The sequence below is a fragment of the Paenibacillus sp. WLX2291 genome (genome assembly GCF_046603665.1).
Classification (GTDB): domain Bacteria; phylum Bacillota; class Bacilli; order Paenibacillales; family Paenibacillaceae; genus Saccharibacillus.
The window spans coordinates 5,404,672-5,424,664 of sequence record NZ_CP176755.1 but is presented as its reverse complement, the minus strand read 5'-3'; the positions used below and the strand labels follow the sequence as shown (position 1 = coordinate 5,424,664).

Annotated in this window: 18 protein-coding genes; 6 read left to right on the top strand and 12 right to left on the bottom strand. The window is 45.1% G+C overall.

Annotated elements, in window-relative coordinates; translation table 11 throughout:
* Window position 1: 1 nt before the first annotated feature.
* From ACDE64_RS23180 to ACDE64_RS23150, 7 genes are read right to left on the bottom strand one after another with little or no spacing between them, the layout of a single operon-like run.
* On the bottom strand, window positions 2-1,702 hold the full coding sequence (locus ACDE64_RS23180) for a CotH kinase family protein (RefSeq protein ID WP_411348482.1): 1,701 nt from the start codon (window positions 1,700-1,702) through the stop codon (window positions 2-4).
* A complete protein-coding gene (locus ACDE64_RS23175; RefSeq protein ID WP_411348481.1) occupies window positions 1,692-3,398 on the bottom strand; it encodes a CotH kinase family protein in 1,707 nt (568 codons plus the stop codon). The genes ACDE64_RS23180 and ACDE64_RS23175 overlap by 11 nt, the downstream gene beginning before the upstream one ends.
* Before the next feature lie 15 nt (window positions 3,399-3,413).
* Window positions 3,414-4,835, bottom strand: coding sequence for an exopolysaccharide Pel transporter PelG (gene pelG, locus ACDE64_RS23170; RefSeq protein WP_411348480.1), 1,422 nt, complete (start codon window positions 4,833-4,835; stop codon window positions 3,414-3,416).
* Window positions 4,811-6,250, bottom strand: coding sequence for a GT4 family glycosyltransferase PelF (gene pelF, locus ACDE64_RS23165; RefSeq protein WP_411348479.1), 1,440 nt, complete (start codon window positions 6,248-6,250; stop codon window positions 4,811-4,813). The genes pelG and pelF overlap by 25 nt, the downstream gene beginning before the upstream one ends.
* Window positions 6,247-8,106 (bottom strand): DUF2194 domain-containing protein, encoded by a 1,860-nt coding sequence (locus ACDE64_RS23160; protein ID WP_411348478.1) that lies wholly within the window; start codon window positions 8,104-8,106, stop codon window positions 6,247-6,249. Before ACDE64_RS23160 ends, pelF begins: the two co-directional genes overlap by 4 nt.
* Before the next feature lie 3 nt (window positions 8,107-8,109).
* Window positions 8,110-9,009: a hypothetical protein gene (locus tag ACDE64_RS23155; protein WP_411348477.1), complete on the bottom strand. Its 900-nt coding sequence runs from the start codon at window positions 9,007-9,009 to the stop codon at window positions 8,110-8,112.
* Entirely contained in the window at window positions 9,002-11,179 is a 2,178-nt protein-coding gene (locus ACDE64_RS23150) for an NAD-dependent epimerase/dehydratase family protein (protein ID WP_411348476.1), read from the bottom strand. The genes ACDE64_RS23155 and ACDE64_RS23150 overlap by 8 nt, the downstream gene beginning before the upstream one ends.
* A gap of 464 nt (window positions 11,180-11,643) precedes the next feature.
* Between ACDE64_RS23150 and ACDE64_RS23145 the strand changes: the two genes are divergently transcribed.
* Both ACDE64_RS23145 and ACDE64_RS23140 read left to right on the top strand, forming a co-directional pair.
* Window positions 11,644-12,675: a hypothetical protein gene (locus ACDE64_RS23145; protein ID WP_411348475.1), complete on the top strand. Its 1,032-nt coding sequence runs from the start codon at window positions 11,644-11,646 to the stop codon at window positions 12,673-12,675.
* A gap of 575 nt (window positions 12,676-13,250) precedes the next feature.
* Window positions 13,251-13,742: a hypothetical protein gene (locus tag ACDE64_RS23140; RefSeq protein WP_411348474.1), complete on the top strand. Its 492-nt coding sequence runs from the start codon at window positions 13,251-13,253 to the stop codon at window positions 13,740-13,742.
* A gap of 64 nt (window positions 13,743-13,806) precedes the next feature.
* Here ACDE64_RS23140 and ACDE64_RS23135 read toward each other — a convergent pair whose 3' ends face one another.
* Window positions 13,807-14,112: a hypothetical protein gene (locus tag ACDE64_RS23135; protein WP_411348473.1), complete on the bottom strand. Its 306-nt coding sequence runs from the start codon at window positions 14,110-14,112 to the stop codon at window positions 13,807-13,809.
* 604 nt (window positions 14,113-14,716) lie between these two features.
* On the opposite strand from ACDE64_RS23135, the gene ACDE64_RS23130 reads away from it, so the two are divergent.
* Window positions 14,717-15,358, top strand: coding sequence for a FusB/FusC family EF-G-binding protein (locus ACDE64_RS23130; protein WP_411348472.1), 642 nt, complete (start codon window positions 14,717-14,719; stop codon window positions 15,356-15,358).
* Window positions 15,359-16,065: 707 nt separating this feature from the next.
* On the opposite strand, the gene ACDE64_RS23125 is transcribed toward ACDE64_RS23130, so the two are convergent.
* Both ACDE64_RS23125 and ACDE64_RS23120 read right to left on the bottom strand, forming a co-directional pair.
* Window positions 16,066-16,536, bottom strand: a complete 471-nt coding sequence (locus ACDE64_RS23125) for an IS982 family transposase (RefSeq protein ID WP_411350381.1) — start codon at window positions 16,534-16,536, stop codon at window positions 16,066-16,068.
* Window positions 16,537-16,545: 9 nt separating this feature from the next.
* Complete coding sequence (locus ACDE64_RS23120) at window positions 16,546-16,791, bottom strand: hypothetical protein (protein ID WP_411348471.1); 246 nt, start codon at window positions 16,789-16,791, stop codon at window positions 16,546-16,548.
* A gap of 213 nt (window positions 16,792-17,004) precedes the next feature.
* Here ACDE64_RS23120 and ACDE64_RS23115 point away from each other — a divergent pair, with 213 nt between their 5' ends.
* The 3 genes from ACDE64_RS23115 (at window position 17,005) to ACDE64_RS23105 (ending at window position 18,181) form a co-directional block, all read left to right on the top strand.
* Entirely contained in the window at window positions 17,005-17,244 is a 240-nt protein-coding gene (locus ACDE64_RS23115; protein WP_411348470.1) for a hypothetical protein, read from the top strand.
* Between the two features lie 56 nt (window positions 17,245-17,300).
* Window positions 17,301-17,546: a hypothetical protein gene (locus tag ACDE64_RS23110; protein WP_411348469.1), complete on the top strand. Its 246-nt coding sequence runs from the start codon at window positions 17,301-17,303 to the stop codon at window positions 17,544-17,546.
* Window positions 17,547-17,818: 272 nt separating this feature from the next.
* Window positions 17,819-18,181: a hypothetical protein gene (locus ACDE64_RS23105; protein ID WP_411348468.1), complete on the top strand. Its 363-nt coding sequence runs from the start codon at window positions 17,819-17,821 to the stop codon at window positions 18,179-18,181.
* A gap of 170 nt (window positions 18,182-18,351) precedes the next feature.
* Here ACDE64_RS23105 and ACDE64_RS23100 read toward each other — a convergent pair whose 3' ends face one another.
* Together ACDE64_RS23100 and ACDE64_RS23095 are read right to left on the bottom strand one after the other, a co-directional pair.
* Entirely contained in the window at window positions 18,352-19,104 is a 753-nt protein-coding gene (locus ACDE64_RS23100; RefSeq protein ID WP_411348467.1) for a hypothetical protein, read from the bottom strand.
* Window positions 19,105-19,438: 334 nt separating this feature from the next.
* Complete coding sequence (locus ACDE64_RS23095) at window positions 19,439-19,882, bottom strand: hypothetical protein (protein WP_411348466.1); 444 nt, start codon at window positions 19,880-19,882, stop codon at window positions 19,439-19,441.
* Between the last annotated feature and the right edge of the window lie 111 nt (window positions 19,883-19,993).

Here is a 19,993-nt window from a genome sequence, read left to right as displayed (position 1 = left end):
CTTATTGCACATACCATTGGCGCACTCCGTAGTACACGATGTCGTCAATATCTGTGTAGACATCGTACGGTATGGCAGTATGACCGCTCTTGTCCGTAGCCGTGACCGTCCAGAAGTAGCGTCCGCTTTCCAGTGATTCCACCTCTGCTTCGGTATTCGATCCGTTGTCGATCTGTATGAGTGGCTGACTCATCGCCGGACTGCGAGAGATAGTGAGCTTGTATGTTAGCGGTTCATGCTGTAAATCGTAGGAAGCATCCCAGCTCAAGTGAAGCGCGCCATTACGCGTCTGCGGTTCATGCAGGGAAAATGGCATCGGCGCTTGCAAGCCTTGGACAAATGCCTTCGCACTCTGCTCACTCATATCCGGCAATGTCTGCAACTCGGCATTGCGATCATACAGTGTACCGGGCAGATAACCGGGATCGCCGGATTGCTCCAGTACGGGATCGATCACTTTGCGATAGGCGGCGATTGTTTGCTTTGTTTGCTCCGGGGTGATGATCTTGCGTAGTTCGTCTAGCTTATCCTGCAATTGCTGTACATGCCCTGGTTCATGAAAATACTGCTGCACGAGGCGGTTTTGCCAATAAGCGGCAAGACCATGCTGCCACGGTGCGAGTTCCTTAGTCGGTGTACGTCCCCACGCATCGTCGTAATCCCACGGGATGAAGAACCATTTGTCCGATTCGGTCGGTGAGTAGAGCAGGTAATTGTCCGAAGCAGCATTGCTCTGATCCATGAGAATATTGGTCGCGAGCCACGTCAAGAAATTATTCTCGTCAAAATGCTGGTGAAACACGGCGTCCCACTGCTCAGCTGTAGCGCCGTTCAGCTCGTCCAGCATATTCAGTAATTTCTGGTGATCCCGGCTACCCTTGATTTGTAGCACATCCTGAAACTTGGATTTGTCAAAGGCAGGATCGTCCTCTAGCTTCAGCGTGTTCGGGCTGCGGTCAAAAGTAAAGTTCTCCGCCTTATACAGGGAACCACTGGAATCCAGCCCATGCGCCCGTAGAAACGCCTTGTTTGGCTGTTCAATCTGCGTATACAATCCGTAATCTGTAAATTCATCGACCGCATCGTCACGCGATAGGTCTTTGACATGCAGACGGACGAAGCTAGTACGCATACTTACCATATCTGGCAAGGAGCGGATATAGTCGAAGCTTAGCTTGTTGCGCAGCCGCGTCAGATCACCGACGGATTTGACCAGATTGATGGTGGATTGATCGCGCCACGCGCCAGCCTGTCCGTTCAGCTTGATCTTATACGATTTCTGCGCCGATTTGACCGAATCTGTGCCGCGCAGCGAGATAGAACTATTCACCTGATAATCCGAATAGCCGAACATGCCATGCACGGGACCAGTATCGTCGCCCTCTTGGAAAATAGCATCCAGCGAGCGTCCGTCATCGTCTTGTGGTTGGTTGATGCCGTTCAGATCGCGCCAGCTGTACGGAGTTTTGCGATCCAGATTCTGATGCATAATCGTTACGTACAGATTCGTGATCACATCCTGCGGATCGCTGTCATAGACGGCGCTGTTGTCTGCCAGCTTGCCCGCTGCGTAGGCACTTTGCTGCCGGTCGCTCCGGTTGTCGTGCAGATCCCACGGCATCCACCCAGATGGGATACTACAACCAGTCAGCAGAAGCAGCAGTGCCAGCACGCTAAGCCTTGACCACGGTTTATTTGACATAAAATTCACGCACCCCGTAATGATTCACATTGTCCAAATCCTCATAAATGTCAAAGGCGGGCATCTCATGCTGCTGACTGTCTACTGCTGTCACGCTCCAATAATAACGCCCCGGCGTCAGCCCGCTGACGTTCACTTCGTTGGCTTTGAGCGCAGCCTGACGTTGCAGCGGATTGGTCAGATTGGGCGAGCGGGAGATGAGGAAGCGGTATGTAATATCGTCTGCCTGCAAATCGTATGAGTTGTCCCAGCGGAATGTTAGCTGTTCACCGGTCTGCTGTACATCGCCCATGAAGAATGGCATCGGGTATTGCAGCATCTTTTCAAACCGTGCTACCGATTCCTCGGGAATGTCCATCAGATGATCGACCTCGTGCTTGTAATTCTCAATTGGCTCTGGCAGATTGCCAAGGTCGGGCATTGTATACACAAACGATTCGGTGATGTTGCGATACATATCCACATGCTTTTCGGTATTGGTACGATTGAAGACGGATTGTAACTGCTTGATCTTGTCTTGCAACGCCTGCACATTGTCCGGGTTTTTGAAAAAGCGATTTTGCAACTGACTGCCCCAGTAGTTCGCCAGACCAGCTTTCCACGGAGCGCGCCGCGCTGTATCGTCATCGTAAAAGCCCCATGCGCCGTCATAGTCCCACGGCAGGAAGTACCATGTGTTGGAATTGAGCGGCGAATACAGCATGAAGTTCTGCGTCTGGGTATCGATATTGTCGGTCAGAATATTGATCGCCATCCATGTGAGGAAGTTATCACGGTCAAAATATTTGTCAAAAACCGTATCAAAATCCTGCGTCGTATCGTTCAGATCGTCCAGCATCTTGAGCAGCTTGGTATGATCGGAATTGCCCTTAATTTCCAGCACCGATTCAAAGCTTGTTTGCTTGTAGGCAGGGTCACTTGTCAGCTTGAGTTGATCTGGATATCGGTAAAATTCAAAATTGGACGCCTTGTACAATTGTCCGTTCGGATCAAGCCCATGCGATTTCAGGAAGCTGCGGTTCGGCTGCTCTACCTGCGTGTACAGTCCGTAATCTTGCCATGACGACGATGTGCTTGCCGCAGTCAGATCTTTGACATGCAGATGCACATACTGCGTGCGTAGACTGGTGAAGTCCGGTATGCCCTGAAACAGATCATAGCTGAGCTTATTGCGCATCCGGCTAAAATCATAGGCGCTTTTCACCAGATTGATCGTAGACTGACTGCGCCATTCGCCAGCGTCCTTGTACAGGCTGATTTTATATGCTTTTTGGTGCGAGCTGAGCGTCGATTTACCACGTAGCTTGACGAAGGCGTTCGGCTGTTTGATGTCATAGCCGAATTTGCCCTGCGTCGGGCCTTTGCTATTGCCCTCTTGAATGATGGCATTGACACCTTTGTCAGCGGTGTTATGTTCCGGCAGTGTAATCTCATTCAGACCGTTCCAGCTTTGCGGCGATTCGGCGGTCAGATTGTCCTTCGTAATCGTTAGGTAAAAGTCGATCGCCGTATCCTGTGTATCGCCCTTGTAGACGGTCACATTGTCCTCCAGCCGCGGATGATAAGTGGCTGCCGCTTCGGCTGTGCCGGTGTTGGTAGCGATGGCAGGCAGCGGTGTCTCATGTTGACAGCCCGCGATAATGACCATGCCTAGCACACCGGTTAGCAGCACCGAAGCTTTGATATACATCTTCATGACGTCCTCCTCTTGCTAGCGCTTCAGCAGCGGGCCGAAGCGATTCTCGGTCTGGCGCGCGACCAGTGGTTGAGCGCTGAATGTGTAGTAATTGATATGGTTCAGCACATGGATAATGCGTGCCAGCGCCAGCAGCAGTGTAAGAAACGATGCCGCAAAAAATGAAAAGCCTTGATCGTTCAGCCATACCGAGATCGCGGTGAAGCCCGTGTTCATGCCGAGAAACGCAATCGCTAGCCACAGCACCCCTTTGCGATCGTCAAAGTACAGCAGCACAAGTGACACGACATTATAAATAATATAGGCAAAATAGCCGATCACCAGCAGATTGAACAGATCGATCTGCGTGGACGTAAAGCCCATTAGCGGCAGGAAGCGGATGCCAAGGGCGATAGAAATAATCGAGAAAATCATCTGAATGCCCATCATCAGCGTAAACTGCTGCCCCAACACCTGATACATCTCCGTCCGCGCCCGGTTGATGTCCATAATCGAGCCTTTGGACAGAATATAGTCGTAATAATTGCGGAATTTGGGATAAAAGCTCGTTTCAAGCGAGACGACGAAGACGATCAACGTCGGAACCGCCGACAAAAAGGCGCAAAATACCGCCACATCATACTGCGGCGCCATCAGAAACGCATCGCTGATCACAACGCCTGACGGCCCGAACCACTGGATAAACTGGTGCGCAAACAAGCCGACCGCATTCAGAATACCGATAACAATGAGCGACGGATAGCGTCGCAAAAAGGCGAGAAACGAGAAGTTCGATACCGTTTTGCCTGGCTTGAAATACCGCTCAATCTGCACCATCAGCATGCCCGCTGTCACTAGAAATCCAGAGTCAAACGAGAACAGCGCCGACGAAGCCGTGCGCAGCGGCGTCAGATAGAGAATGATCGATAGTGCGCCGATCGACACGACCGCTCCGCAGGCAAAGGCACCCACGATGCGGCGGAAATTTTTCATCGCTGATACATACACAACCTGATTCCAGATCATGATGAGCAGCATGAACAGCAGAAACAATCCGGTCTTCACCGACAGCGGCAACGGCGTGACGATCAGAAAGATCAATGCCGGAATTGCACCGGCAATTAGCGTAATCTGAATACTGCCATATAGTGAGGGCAGCAGCGCATTGTGATACCCTTCATTTAGAAAGTCCGAGCTGACCCGCGTCAGATACATCGTCATCATGCTGCTCATAATATAGGAGAAAATAAACGCGTAAATAACCGAGCTTTGGAACAATTCCACATTCAAAAAGTCCACGCCCGCCTGCCGCATCATCCAGTTGAACACCGCCACCATCACGATACAGAGCAGCATCGGCCCAATCGTAATCAGCGAGGAGTAGGTGTAGGCTTTTGCCTTGTTGACCAGTCCGTTTTTATCAAACAGCTTTTTTAATTCGAAACCGATACCGGCCATGATTGTACTCCTCCATACGTCTGATACAGCTGTTGATAGCTGGAAATAAAGTTGTGATTCGTATACAGGTTGCTGACGCGCTTGCGTCCATTTTCGCCCATTTGTAGACGTTGCTCTTCGCTTTTGCACAGCTGGACGATCGCATCGCCAATGCGCTCATAGCTCATGACAGGCACGACGCTTCCAGCTATGCCGAAGTCGTCATGATTGCCGTAGATCAGCTCCTTGCAGCTACCGACGTCGGTCGTAACCATCGGTTTGCCGGCTGCGAGCCCTTCCAGCACAGCGAGTGGTTGTCCTTCGCTGATGCTGGTCAGTACGAGAATATCCATCTGTCCAATATATTCTTTGACATTGATGCTACCGGTGAAGATCACATCGTCAATCTTCAGCAGCTCTACCATCAACCGACATTCCTCATAATAATCAGGGTCTTCTTCATACGGTCCCATAATGAAAAATTTCGCCTGCGGCACCTGACGCTTCACAATCTGGAAGCTCTGAATCATCGTCTTGATGTCCTTGATCGGTACGACGCGCACGATGCCGCCAATATAGATCGGCTCACCTGCGGGCTTCATTGGCAGATTCACATAATCGCTGGATGTAACACCGTTAGGAACGATACTGATTTTCTCCTCGTCACAGCCTAGTTCGATCTGAATCTCGCGGTTGCGCCCGAACAATGTAATCACTTCGTCTGCATACTGATACGCACAGGTGGAGAGGGTATAGAAGTATCGAATCCAAATATCTTTGAAATAACCGTCTACCCAATCCGCCTTGATAATCTCTTCCTCACGCTCACGCGAGTAGATGCCGTGCTCGGTCAGCAGCACAGGCTTGTTGTACAAATATTTGCCGAGACTTGCGAGCACGCCTGCATATCCGGTAGAGACGGCATGGTACACATCCGCCTCCGGTAGCGGCTTTTGCACTGTTAATAGCAGTGGTAGAATCATCGAGCGCACCGTCCAGAACATCTCGGTGAATGGCAGCTGTTCATACTTCTCCTCACACAGCTTGCTCATAATATCGAAGAAATCGCGGCTCATGAGGAAATTAGCCGGATTGCCCAGCTTGCGATCACATAGCACATCGAAGATCTGGCGCCAGTCCAGCTCCCCTTCACCGGAGATTAGCGACGTAATCGCCTGCCGTTGATGTGCATGCAGCCGTAGCTGATGCCCCCATTCACCATCCAGCTGCATATATTCATCAAGGAAAATCTCACGGACTTCCACGATGTTGTCCGGCAGGGTGTATTTGAATTTGCCTTGCTGCTTGCGCTCAGCTGCAATCGCATAAATGACAAATTCATGCTCTGGCATATTGCGTGCCAGCGAGTGAATCCAACTGGACACACCGCCAGTTACATACGGATACGAACCTTCCGCTACGATACAAATTCTCATTGTGCATTCCCTCCCAAGCCGAGCTTGAACGTATCAGCATTCACTTCCACCAGATACGATTCGTCATCGATTCGTGTGACCCGGCAGTTGGTCTGCGACGTAATCTTGCGGTCAGTGCGCAGTACATAATACAGCGAGCCTGCCGTGTAGTGGTTAATATAGCCGTCAATTTCATTGCTTCCATATACAAAATGCGGTTCGCTTACCTGATACCGTTGCAGCTCTGCCGTCGCTTCCGATGCGGTCATGGGACGTAACCACGGATAGCGAGCAGTCGACTGGTCGATAAATTTATCAAACATATCACGCATCTGTTCCCAGTTATACGCATGACTGCGATCCGGGTCCAAAATATCATCAGGATGCACAAAGTGGGAAAAGACGCCGAGCGAAGTCATCGCATTGGCGGTCGCCCAGTCATTGAACTCGTCGGTCATAAAGCCGGACGAAATGCGCGGCAATTCAGCGATACCATCTGCCGACACTTCAAATTCTTGTACATAGGAACGGTTCTCCGGGTCTTCGCTGTACACGGACGAGATCGTCTTCAGATCAGGCCATGCACGCTTCAGCGCTTCGCGTCCATCCTGATCCAGCGCATTGGAGGGCGGTACATAGGTCGTTAATTTGTAATTGCTGAACGATTGGTGGATAAACGATGCTACGGTCGCAATCGAGTCCGCCATACTTTTCTGGTCAGGCCAAACGTTATAACCGAAGCTGTCGGAGATACGGGATTGGGTCGTTAGCGACTGGTGATTGTACCCGTGAATACCAATTTCTCCGCCCTGTTTGATTAGCTCGCGACCGAACAGAGTCAGATTCAGACTGTCCGCATCGGTATATTGCCCGAATGGCGGCTTCACCTGATTGTTGTACGTCTGGATAACGACACCAGTAAGCTTGAAGTTATGCTCTGCCATGATTTTCAGCATATCCGGCCACCAGATATCTTTGTAAAAACGAACGGTATTGCGGTGATATTCCTTGTACACTTTATCGTTTGTTCCCGCCGGAATCGGAGCAGGGAAGTCATCGATATACATTAGCGCCACATTGAGTACCGGGTAGATCACATCCCGGTTCATCAGCGTCATCGCGCCGGACAACAGACCGCGACTTGTTTTCTCCTGAAACATAGAGCCGTTAAAGACGACGAAGCGTCCTTTGCCATACGGCGTTTCCCATAGTAGCGGTACATGCTCGTCACTGACGGCGTGTACGATGCTATCTTTGCCAAGACGCACACGCACAGAGCCATTTTGGATCAATGCGGCGCTGTAATGCGCATTTTTGTCATTTAGTAGCACATTGCTAGTCAGCTCCAAGCCGGTAGAGGTCAGATAGCCGCCCAGCTCAATGATGCCCATTTTGCGGTAATATTGGTACAGATCTTGATCCAGCTGCGGCATAGAGGTGAGCAGAAGACTGCCGCCATTATGTACATAGCTATCGATCCAGCGGTTATCTGGCAGTTTGCCCAGACTCGACATGGTGAGGATCACGCCGCTATACTTGGACGTTTCCCCGGAAAAGGTACTGACATTCACCAGATCGTGATTGATTTTCATATAGGTGAGCATATGATCGGCGTTGTTACGAATCTTGGTGCTGGCTGGATCGGTGTCGTCGAACAGCACCAGCATACGCCGTTCTTGCGGTAGTGTTGTAACTTGAGCGGCTGTGAGTGCATTCGTTTCGTCCTGCTTGAGCTGCGACAGATTGGAGACATGGTTCTGCGCTCCCTTTAATTGCAGAATGGCGTCTGAGCGGGTTGCCTGAATCCCTAGCGCCATGACCAACATAAAGGCGAGCATGACATACACCTGAGTACTGAGTTTAAATGATGATTTCATAGATTACGCACCTTTTTCCGACCAGTACCGAATCACATTCAGGCCCGTATGGGATACTTTCACTGGAGATTGTTTGAGCGATTGCAGCGTATCGAAGAACGCGTCCTTCATCTGCAATTCGTAATATAGCTTCAACGCTGCCAGATAAGGCAGCTCGCTATGCGGGAATCTGGTATGGAACAGCACTTGATAACGCAGCGCTTCATCATGACGCTGCAATTGCAATTCACTGTCGATCTTCGCCTGAAATACCTCTTCATCTGCATGATCCATCTCAATCAACTCACCAAGCAAAGAAGCATAGGTAGACAGATGCGAGCGGCGTGTCGGACTGTCCATGAATCCGCTGTGTATGTACTGCCGAATCACTTCCGCGTATTCGGTCAATACTTCCGGCGTATGCTCGCCGCTACCATAGCGCACCGACCAGTGCTGGATGCCAAGCGTCAGCTTGCGCTTGATCTCGACAACAGCGGTCACAGCGTAGTGGGACGTTTCCGTATCCTCGTTGCTGACTGCCTGTTCCAATAGAGGCATCATTGCACCGGGATCGTCCTTCAGAAAATCAAGCATCAGACGGCGGCGGCTGGACAGATCGTTGACGAGCAACGCTTCCTCCAGCGGCACCAGATTGCTCTCCTTGCGCACATCCAGACTGCGAAATACACGTACATGATGAGTGTCCTGCACTTCATCCAGCAGATGACCGGTAGAGCGCGACAAGCGCAAATAGCCAGAACGTAGCCCGTCGCGCAGTAGGGATAATGGCAAACCGAACAGCGGTAGCAGCAGAACGAATGTGATAGAGCCAGCGGTATCCTCGCCCAATTGCTGCCGGAATCGGTAGCGTACAACGCTGTACAGGACGGCGAGGATGTAATAGACCAGCAGTACACTAAGCATAGAGCGCTTCCTCCATCTGCAAATCGGCGCTGACACCGTACTGATGCAAACGCTGAATGACGAGCTGTGCTTCCGCGATCGTTGCATGAGACAACAGCAGCACGGGCAATCCATTCAGCATGCCGAGATGATCCGAATCGCGCTTGATGCTATCCACCAGCATGACCAATTCGTTAAAGGTACGCTGTTCCCGCTGCAAAATGAGCAGGCTATAGTCGCTATTATGCAGCTTGCGCGCTTCTTCACGCGTGCGTAGCAGCTGGGCAAACGCAGCTTCTTTCAAGATCGGCAGATCGTCCACATACCGATCCTGACGAGTCGCGCCTTCATACCGGAATGCGCGTGCCAGCGAGGCGGAGATCATATCGACACTCACCTTGAAGCGATTCTCATAACTCATATTCAAATGTTCAAATGATGGTTCATGCAGTGAGATCAGCGCAATCACCTGATCATCATGCACAACGGGCATACTATACATCGGAATGTTCGGCTCCATATCCTTGTTGATCCACATGTTACGGGTATCGATCACTTGACGAAAATGAGGTTCGTCATCGAGATGAATCGTTTTCGGTAACATAAATCCAGCTTGGCGCGACTGCACCAGCAGGCGCATATGATTGCTTTCATTTACCGAATAGATAGAGATATGGCGGGTATCGAGCAGATTTTCCAGCACATCCATCGAGGCGGTGATGACTTCTTCCGATTCCAGACTTTCCAGCTTACGCGTAATCGTATATATGCGTCCGATGCTGTCCTTGCTGCCAATCAGTTGCCGCTGCAATTCTTCCTTGATCTTGCGTGTATCACGATAAATATGACTCAAAAAGGTATAGCGTTCCTTCTCCGCAGCCAGTTCATTGTGGATGTATACCGATTCGCGCTTGTGCTTGTCGGATACGAAGCCGACCACTAACCCGAAGAACAGATAGATCGCTAGCATAAACAACGCTTCTGGATCATATAGCATGCTTTGCCAGTCACGCCCGTTGGCTAGCGCTTCGTAAAAGAACAGCCCTGACGAGAGCACTGCCGAGATGACCGACTGTCTGGCTCCATACACAACACCAAGTACAAGTATGTAAACAAGCTTAAAATCAATATCCGCTGAGATCGACCAGTGCGAGCCGTAGCGGGTTAAGAACACAATCAGGGCAAAAGCGAGCAAGTTCTCTGCATACGGTCGAAGCAAGGCAAACCAGTGACGATAGCCCTGTGGTTGCTCTGCCTGTCTATCGGCAGCAACCGGAGTATGATGGTCGCGGAACCAGGCGTGCGTTTTCTCCATGCCTTCGCGAATGGAGTAGAGCGGCAGCCAGTCCAGATCCTTTTTGATCTGAGTATTGTCCAGTGACGAACGGTAAATGTCACCGCTGCGTGCGTCCAGATAATGCACATCTTGTACCTGCTCCAGCTGCTCCAAAATGCCGATCAGCTCATTCAGACTTGTCTCTGTATTGGTGGACAGGTTATAGATGCCCGTATGTTCGCCAATCGCACCGCGGTAAATGCCATCCACCACATCCTCCACATAGATAAAGTCACGCGTCTGCTCCCCATCGCCGAATACATTCAAATCGCGCTGATTCATGAGTTGCTGCATGTAGATGGAGACAACGCCGCCTTCGCCAATCGTTCCCTGTCGTGGTCCGTACACGTTAGAGAAGCGGAAGCAGAGCGTAGGGAGCTGGTAAATGTCATTCCATTTGCTGCAATATACTTCGCCGAGCAGCTTGTTGATGCCGTAGGGTGATAGCGGTTCCGTGTTCATTAATTCAGTTAGCGGCACCTGTTCGTTCATACCGTAGACAGCAGCCGAGGACGCAAAGATGAATTTGGAGACATTGTATTTGCTGGACATCTCCAGCATGTTGACCAGACCGAGAATGTTAGTTTGCGCATCCTGTCGTGGTTCGCGCATCGATACCGCTACATCGACCTGTGCCGCCAGATGGACGACAATGTCCGGCTTGATGCTGTGAAAAATCTCGTCACAGCGTTCATCCTCTACACCGAGATTGTAAAATTTGTGCGGGACGGTCACGTTCTCTTTCCGACCGGAAGCCAGATTGTCGATAATATACACCTGGTGTCCTTCTTTGTGAAAACGCTCCGCCACAAACGAGCCAATAAATCCGTATCCGCCTGTGATCAGAACATGCAAGGGAACTCCTCCTTGAGTAAAATGAAAAGCTTATCATGAAAATAGTACGACCAATCGTTCGAATAAAATTGGAATTGGTTTTGTTATTTTATATGTAAGTTAGCAACCTTGACAACTATTTTATTACATTTGAGTAATATTATTTGAGTAAAATTTTACATCACATAGTTTTTTAAAATTTGAATACGTGGATGCGAGTTTACGAGTGGGAAAAAGCTTTATTTGGCAATGATTTAAAGCTTTTTTAACAATTGCGTAAATACGTAAAATAGATGATTCGAGAGAACCAGGACCTGTTAGATGAGAGCGAATGAACATTCTGGAAATGGCGTTTACTTTTATGGAAATTGTGTTATGTTGGATGGGATATGGTGTATACAGTGGATAAGAAAACGGTATGCGAACTGGATGATATGGGAATTAGTAGTTTTCATAAATTCAGCGCATCAAAGGAGAAAGAGAAGATGAGAACCTATCATCGTCTGGCACTGTGTGTGCTGGCACTGGTAACGGTATTGTGCACCACAAATAGCGCGTCCGCGCAGGCAAACACAACACCCGGTCCGAAGCTGCTAATCTATTACGGCATTCCTGAGTCCATCAACGATGCTGCCAGCCCGGAAGAAGCGGCACAAACACTTGCCCAATATGATGTACTGGTGCTAGGCGACCGTCTGGAGCTGCCGGAGCATGAGAATCATGTGACAACGCTACAGATCATCGAACGGATCAAGCAGATTCATCCGAGCATTCAGATCTTTGGCTATGTCGATCTGGGCGTGACCGATGGTACTGACAATCTGAGCATGGATATGATCAAACAGCGGATCGGATTGTGGAAGGATGCAGGGGTATACGGCGTATTCTTGGATGATGCGGGTTACGACTACGGTGTGTCCCGCGCGCGGCTGAATGAAGCGGTGGATGCGGTACATGGACAGAGCATGGCGGCATTTATTAACGCGTGGCATCCTGAGGATGTGATGAGCAGCACGAAGAACGCTGACTTCAATCCAACCGGCACGAAGACGCGTATCACCAGCAGCGATCTGTATTTGCTGGAGAGCTTTATCCTGCCTGCCAATCTGAACGGAAGTAGCCTGCCTAGTGCATATATGGAAGAATTTCAGCAAAAGATGGACAAGTCGCTCATGTATCGCCGCGTGCTGGGTGTACGTCTGCTGAGCGTGAGCAGTATCGATTATCAGGCGAGTACGGATACCGTGCTGAATCAATTTTTCAAAATGAACGAAGCAGCAGCGGGCGTATTCTCGCTGGACGGATACGGTGTCTCACCGACTCATTACAGTTCGTCCAAGCCGAATGCAGACGTGGTGCGCACGTATCCTTATATGTTGAATTATATGGATTATTACACGAAGACACCGAAGTACGAGATGGCGCGTAATGGTCAGGATTTCAGCCGGGAAGGGTTCCGGTTGCTGTCGGTAAAAGGGATGAATAAGTACACGTTTCCGAGTGGAGCGCAGTATTGAGTAAAGAATATATATTGGTACAATATAATTAATATTTAGATCAAAAAACAAGCCCTCTTTTTACAAAAGAGGGCTTGTTTTTTGATCTTTATTGAAATGAAGTCGGATTTTCCAAGTAAATAGTATTAGATAAAGAATAAATCCTAAATTTTTTAATGGCTTCAATACAAGTACTTTAAAAGACGATAAACAAGTAAATTAATAAAAAGAAGTTATCAATGATTATTTGTAAAAAAATTACAAATATGACGGGAAGAAAATACAAATCATTGGATGAATACTAAGAAATATGACTATGAAATAAACATTTTTGACGAGATCTGTATTTTTGTTAAACCAACGAAATACCAACCCATACATATGTATTTTAATTTCATTTATACTACCTATTATTACACTTATTTACAATTATATTATAATATTGTCGCTAACATTATTTAAATTTTACTTGTATATTTTAGTAATAAAAATTTTAGATTCTGCTAACAGGGAATTTAGTCATAATTTATCATATACTTATAATCCCATTTAATGTATTATATTAGAAAATCATAGAAAGTGAGGTAGTATAACTAATGAAAAAGAAAACTCTATATTTTTCTTGTTTGATGTTGGTTCTCACTGTTTTTAGTATCTTCAATTCTTCTTTCGCTTCAGCTTCTGATAACAATGTTTCAAGTAATACATACTCATCTAAGGTAGAACTTCAATGTAGCCTTCCAAATTCCGCTAAGTCGATCACTCCTCAAACCACCTGTACAGCAAATGGAGGATTTGCAAGGCTGGATTACATTGCTGGAGGACTTCGTTGGGAAGTACATCCTCGTTCCATATTGCCTTATACATTTGTTGGAGAGATTGAAATTTACGATTTGAGAGGTGGCTATGTAACGAGTTTTCCACTATCAGGACTTGGTACACCTGGAAGTTCCGTTTCAAATACGATAGGTGTTGGTAGACTTGGTCAAGGTCATTATGATGCTGTTTTAACTGGACAAGCTATTTCTACACTTGGTGAAACATTTTATGTGGTTCCCAACTGCAATGTAGCTTTCAGAATCAACTAAAAAAGCCTTGATCTTCATAGAAATAATATGAAGGTCAAGGCTTTTTTGCCTCAATGACATGTATTCAACTTAATTTAGGATTATTCTCATTTGCAATTTGCATAAAATGCAGAAAGGGTTCTAACTCCATTGAAAATGCAGCAACTTCAATTTCGTAATCTACTTGGGGAACAAACGATTCAAACGCTTGAAGATTAGCACAATGATAAGCTTTTTGATTTTGATGATAGTGCACGCGATTCTCGTAAGAAAATGGAGCTGCTGTTAAATCAGTAACTTGTACTCGATTTGGATTATCGTCATCTTCTGGAAAAAAAATATACATATGTGATCTAACAATACGATAGTAATGATCTCCATTTTTTTTCATTCAATATCTCCCCCATATGATTGATGTCGGAAGTATAATCAGAAATTAGATTTTCTCTTTCTATGCTCATTATAGTATATAATCTTCGTATTCAAAATAAAAATATCCATTTCCTTCTTTTTTTAATTTTAGTAAAGTTTTAATTATTTTTAGAAAAAATCAGGGCTTTTCACATATAAATTTCTCTTCTTTAAAAAGATAAACATAGATCATTACTAGTATATGTAAAATTAATATTCCTATACTCCATGCATTAAACAAATCAAATTCCCCCTAAGAGAATATGTTAGCTTCAACTTTTTACGTATAAATAGATAATAAGTTTCTTTATTAAAATGTTTGTTATAAATGAAGCTACATTTGCCCTGATCCCATCACACTGGTATACTTCCCGTATACTCACAATGATAGGGGGTTCTACCGTGGCATTTGGATTCGCACCGGATTGCTCGTTAGCTAGAGAGGCCTTGCGCGAAGCCTGAACAGGGTGGACTTTGTGCGGGGCGCGAAGAGATAAGACTCATCGCCCTGAATAGGCAACACGGAAATGCCCGCAGGCTTTGCACCTTATGCTTGAACCAAATCATATAAGGGGCTGAAAGCGATGCAAACACCATTCATTCACAATCATCAATTGAACTTTATTCATAAACAAGCGGATTTTCTGATCAAAACGATGCGAGGGATTGCAGATCGGCAAGTGCTGGAGACGGTCAAATACAGTGCGGTGCAGAAGATCATCGCGACATTCGATTCACTGACAACGGAGCAGAAGTCTTTGCTGGAATTGCTAGGAACGTATCAGCAGACAGAGGATATCCAGAACTATCTTGATTCGCTGGAATCTCACGTCATTCCGTTTCCTGAAGTAACGCCCAAGCAGATTCAAAAGCTGTTTCCCAAAGCGAAAAAGCTGAAAGCGCCAGAGATGTCCGCAGTGGATCTAACTCGCACGACGTATCTACGCTGGATCGATATTGCCGCCAATCGGCTGTTTATCGTCTATCCGCATGAAGATCGTCTGATCGCAACCGAAGGACAGATCACGCCGACGAACAAACGAGGCTTCTGCATGTTCTGCAATCGCAATCAGGAGCTGGGCTTTTTCAATGTGAAAATGAAAGCCCACTCACCGGACAATCTGTCTTCCGTCGGGCAATACGTCTGCATGGATGACGAGACGTGTAATCATAGCATCACTAATACAGAAGCGTTGGAGAAGTTCCTGCTGAAAGTTGAGCGCTGAGATTGGGCGGGTAGTAGTGGTGATGCGAAGACGGAAATAGCAGATAAGCAAGGGGTTCTATACAATTTGTAGAGTAACCAGCTATGAAAGTAATTCGATAGTAAAAATTAAAATAATTAATAAAGGCTGCTTCCGCGCATTGTAATGAAATGCCGGTAAAGCAGCCTTTATTGATTGTAATAAAATATAGGTTAGTCTGTACCTGTTTCTTCGATAAACTGATCAGCTTCTTGAGGCTGTATTAGTCCAAGATCCAGAATGAAATTTAAATTACTGCTTAATAATTTGAGACGGTCATGAGTTATGATCTCATTTACATTCCGAAGTAATGAACCTTTATGTATACTGGTTATCTGTGCTAGTGAAATATAACGTTCTTACCTATCTTCGCGTGGAATGTATATATTAGTAGGGTGAGAGTCCGCAACCATACGTTGATACCATTTCTTATGATGATCTTTTTCAGGATGAACACTTATAATTGGAGCAACATAAATATATTCATAACCCGTGGTGCTAGTTACAATTAATCTTGAATGACTCCTATTTTCCAAAGCGTATAGGCTAGCAAAAGGTCCATCTACAAATCCGGATGGACTCTTCGAACGAATCGAAGAAAGAGCAAAACGAGTCAATAAAATGGAAAATACCGTTTCAATTTGTTTGCGTTTGCGTCGCATCCAGCGTGTAAAGGCTGGCGCCCACCGTTATTTTTTGCTGTTCGAACGAGTGGGCACACAAAGGAGAGTACCAACGTTTTGCTCCAAACGAACATGTAAAGAGTGACTGAGGTACCCTTTGTCTCCAAGAACGAGGGCAGCAGAAGGCGCCTGGCGAAACAACTCTTCTACCACCTGTACATCGTGAACCGAAGCAGTCGACAAGACGTAACTTTGGACGAAACCGAATGAATCGATTTGCAGGTGTAGATTGAATCCATAGTAATGACTCTGTTTTGAAGCACAATAGCCAACGTCAGCTAAACCTCGAAAGCATCGCACTCTTGTGAAACGAACCGGTTGGCATAAGGGAAGAGGAAGGCTGTCAATGATCGAGTAGGGGCTGCCAAACTTTGGCGAATAGAGTCGCTTGCGCAACCACTTGAGTGCGAAGCGAAGATCTCGGCATCGCCGATTATACCGAGAACGTTCGACAACAGAACCTACATTCCCTTGGATAAAGCGATGCTAGGCACGTTCGGAGGTGAATCCTAGCGCTTTTCCCAGCAGATGAAGTGTCAGGATACGAGCATCGCTTTGCTGAAGTAGATGATAGTTTTTTCGTGTCAGAAACGGAGCAAAAGCTTGCAATTCCTGCTGAACTTTTTTCAAAATAGCGACAAATTGGTTTTGTACCGAGCGCAGTTTTTGTGTACAATAAAGATGTCTTTGCACAGGAATCCACCTTACAAAATGGGGTTTGGTCACTTTCATTTTAGACGTTTTCCTGGGCAAAGGCTATTTTTATTTTTCAACTAGCACCACGGGTTAGAATATAAAATTCAGTAACCATTGGTAAAATAAAATTAATAACATCCTATTTTTTTGAATTACATTCAAAGTGAAGGGTGAGATAAGGTACAAAAGAAAATCAATGGAAATAATATGTTCATAAAATAGAATATGACATAAGGGGACGTTTATACAATGGATTATATTAATTTAATGCTCGTTGAAGACGATCCCATTTGGATGGATTGCATAAAAGAGTACCCCGAAAAACATAATGACATTAAAATAGTTCACTGTGCTAGAAGCTACAAAGAAGCAATTGCATCTTATAAAGAACAAAAAGTTGCTGTAGCTTTAATAGATGTTATACTTACTCCGAATTGCTGCGACGGATTTAAAGCAGCGTGTGAGCCTGAAGAAGTTAGGATTAAATAATATTATTATGATCACTGATCTGGATGATAAAGATATTGTGTTAGAAGCTTTTGATAATGGAACTATTAACTATAATTAAAAAATTATTGTATATGGATCTCCCTGATGCGATACGCGCTGCCCAACTCAAACAAGTAAGCATACATCCGGGTATATTTCATATTCTAATTTCGGAGTTGAAAAAAGAAAGAAAACTAAGATATGTTCTAACTCCAATAGAACGACAAGTATATGATTTGAAAGAAAAAGGTATGAATCGTAATGAAATAGCAAAAGCTCTTTTAAATCAGAGGAAACAATGAAGAAACAGATAAAGCAGATTCAAGTTAAGATGAATAGTTAATAAGAAATATTTGTTATAAGTTGGATAGCTCTCCAAATAGGAAAGCTATTCAACCATTTTTGGATATAATCGGGAGCTGCATAAAGATGAAACTTTGATGTAACTAGGCATATAATTAATATAAGAAAAATAGAAGTTCGTGAATAACTTGAAAAGTTTAAGTTGTACGAAGTTTGGGAATGAAGAATTATACGCAATTACACAATAATTATTTAAAGAGGTGTTAAAATCGTGCGTTCAGAAATTGATCAAAATGATAAAGAACATCAAAGTATTAATACCGTAGAATTTACTCGTACAGATGGAGAAATCGAAATTAGAAAACTTTCTAGTCCTCTTGATCTTCGATTTATTAGAAAGGGAGATTTAGTTAGAATTGAAGATCCATACATTTTAGGAGAAACATACGAAGAAATAATAAGTTGTTGGAAAGAGATAAGAACTATTGGTGCTGATATAATTTGTTGCAAAGTAATTGACACCAAGACACTATCGCAGTTTGACGTTCTTGGTAAGGCAATTGAAGATAATACAATTTCAATAATCGCAAAACTATGCAGTTATTCATATATTAGAATGATAAATAAAATATAGTATTGAGAGTTATTCGTGAAGCATGCAACTACGTATAACAATATATTCACACTGCGGGCATACGCCCTAGGTTCGGCATGCGCTAGACACTCACCATACGTCGAGTCTCGTAAATGCAGGAGCATTATACGTCATTATGAATAGCAGATTAAATAGGATAGAACCTTCAATTAGTTTGAAGGTTCTTCTTTCATATAAGGTGTGACTTCAACTTTGAAGTTTTTATTTTTAGCACTAGTGAAAGTGTACATGAATTCTGGCTGCCATTTAGGGAATATCGATCCGCCTTCGAAGCCAAAAGTAACATCTTTAACTCCGATTTCGTCTCTGATAGCCGTGCCAGTCAACTCATTATTGAAGACGTCTTGTTTAGCTTTTACAGAGTAATAAAGCAAGTCATAGTATGTTAAATCTTGATTGAAGATGCTCTTTCCATTCTCACTCATGTAAACGTTATTGATTGGCTCAATCAACTCACGAGGCAGAGCTAGCCTTTCAATTTTCTTTAAAACAATTCCTTCGCCAGGCTGCAATATAATAGGCAATTCAACTTTTTCGTTTTTTTCAGACAAAAATCCTACATCCGTTACTAGGTTTTTACCCCCTCTGTCTTCTTTCTTGCCTTCGGTAGCAGCGTTATCGAAGTTAACTAATGTTATTACATTTGAACTTGTATTGGCTAATAATACTTTAAATTGCCAAGGTACCGTAAAAAATTCTTGGCTCTCTGTAATTTGAAACTTGTATGAGGCTTCTGATTGGAAAGTATACAACTGCATTTTTTCTTGTGATTTGATATTATCTAATATTGGGGGCAAAAACAGAGCGGTAAGCGAGAGTATAACTGTAATAATATTGATTCCGGTCTGAGAGATCAGCTTTTTTCCGATCTTTGATAGAAATGATTTGATTTTTGCGAACATAATGTGCCCTTTCACGTAATTAGTCGGTATCTGTTCATTTATACGTCGCTAACTAGTAGTGGGTTTCCATTATTTTCTTTAAATTACCTCATTATAATGATCCGGAAGGTATAAAATCAGCAGAAAAGCTGATAAAACTAATCGAAACCCTAACAAAAAACGTATAATTAATGTTATAAGCATGTTAATTTTTAAAACTTTTTTGTTCCGACTGACTATACTCAGAAGTGTTTCCAGATGCCTCGTAATGCCTAGCCAAGTGAATGCTTATCGATCTCTCGTACACCCTGCCCATCCTATGTAAAAAGCCGCCATATGGGCGGCCCTGATCAAATCAATTCCGGTCTCTGAACTTTTCAATATCCTTGTTTAGGAGTTCGTATCGTTCTTCTCTGCTCTCTTCGTTTGGATAGAGAGTAGTGGTGAAGTCTTCATCTTCATCTTCGTGATCATCTTTTTCGTCTGTGTTGAAATAATCAATGGGTTCGTTATCCTCTAAGTCTTCTAAACCTGTAAGCCCGGCTGCCTGCATCTCATCAACTTCTCGTTGAATTTCTTCGTCAGTAGATGCGGCTTGCCAGATGTCATTTTCGTACACAAGCCTCACGATTTTGCCGCCGACATCTAGCTCAATATCTCTATCATCATATCCTTTTTCTATAACCTTTTTGTCGCTGGATTCTTCGATAATACGAATGAATTCTTTGATGTCTGTAATTTCTTCTTGACCCTCTTGGTTCAACGCAAATGCAAGATTTACTGAAAGTTCACTACTCATTATCAGCCAGCTCCTTATTCTTGAGTTTGCAAGTCTGTGCGAATAAACTATTTAATACTTTTTCTGCCACGCGACTTACCCCTAGATTTCAAACAATCTTTTAAGTTTCTT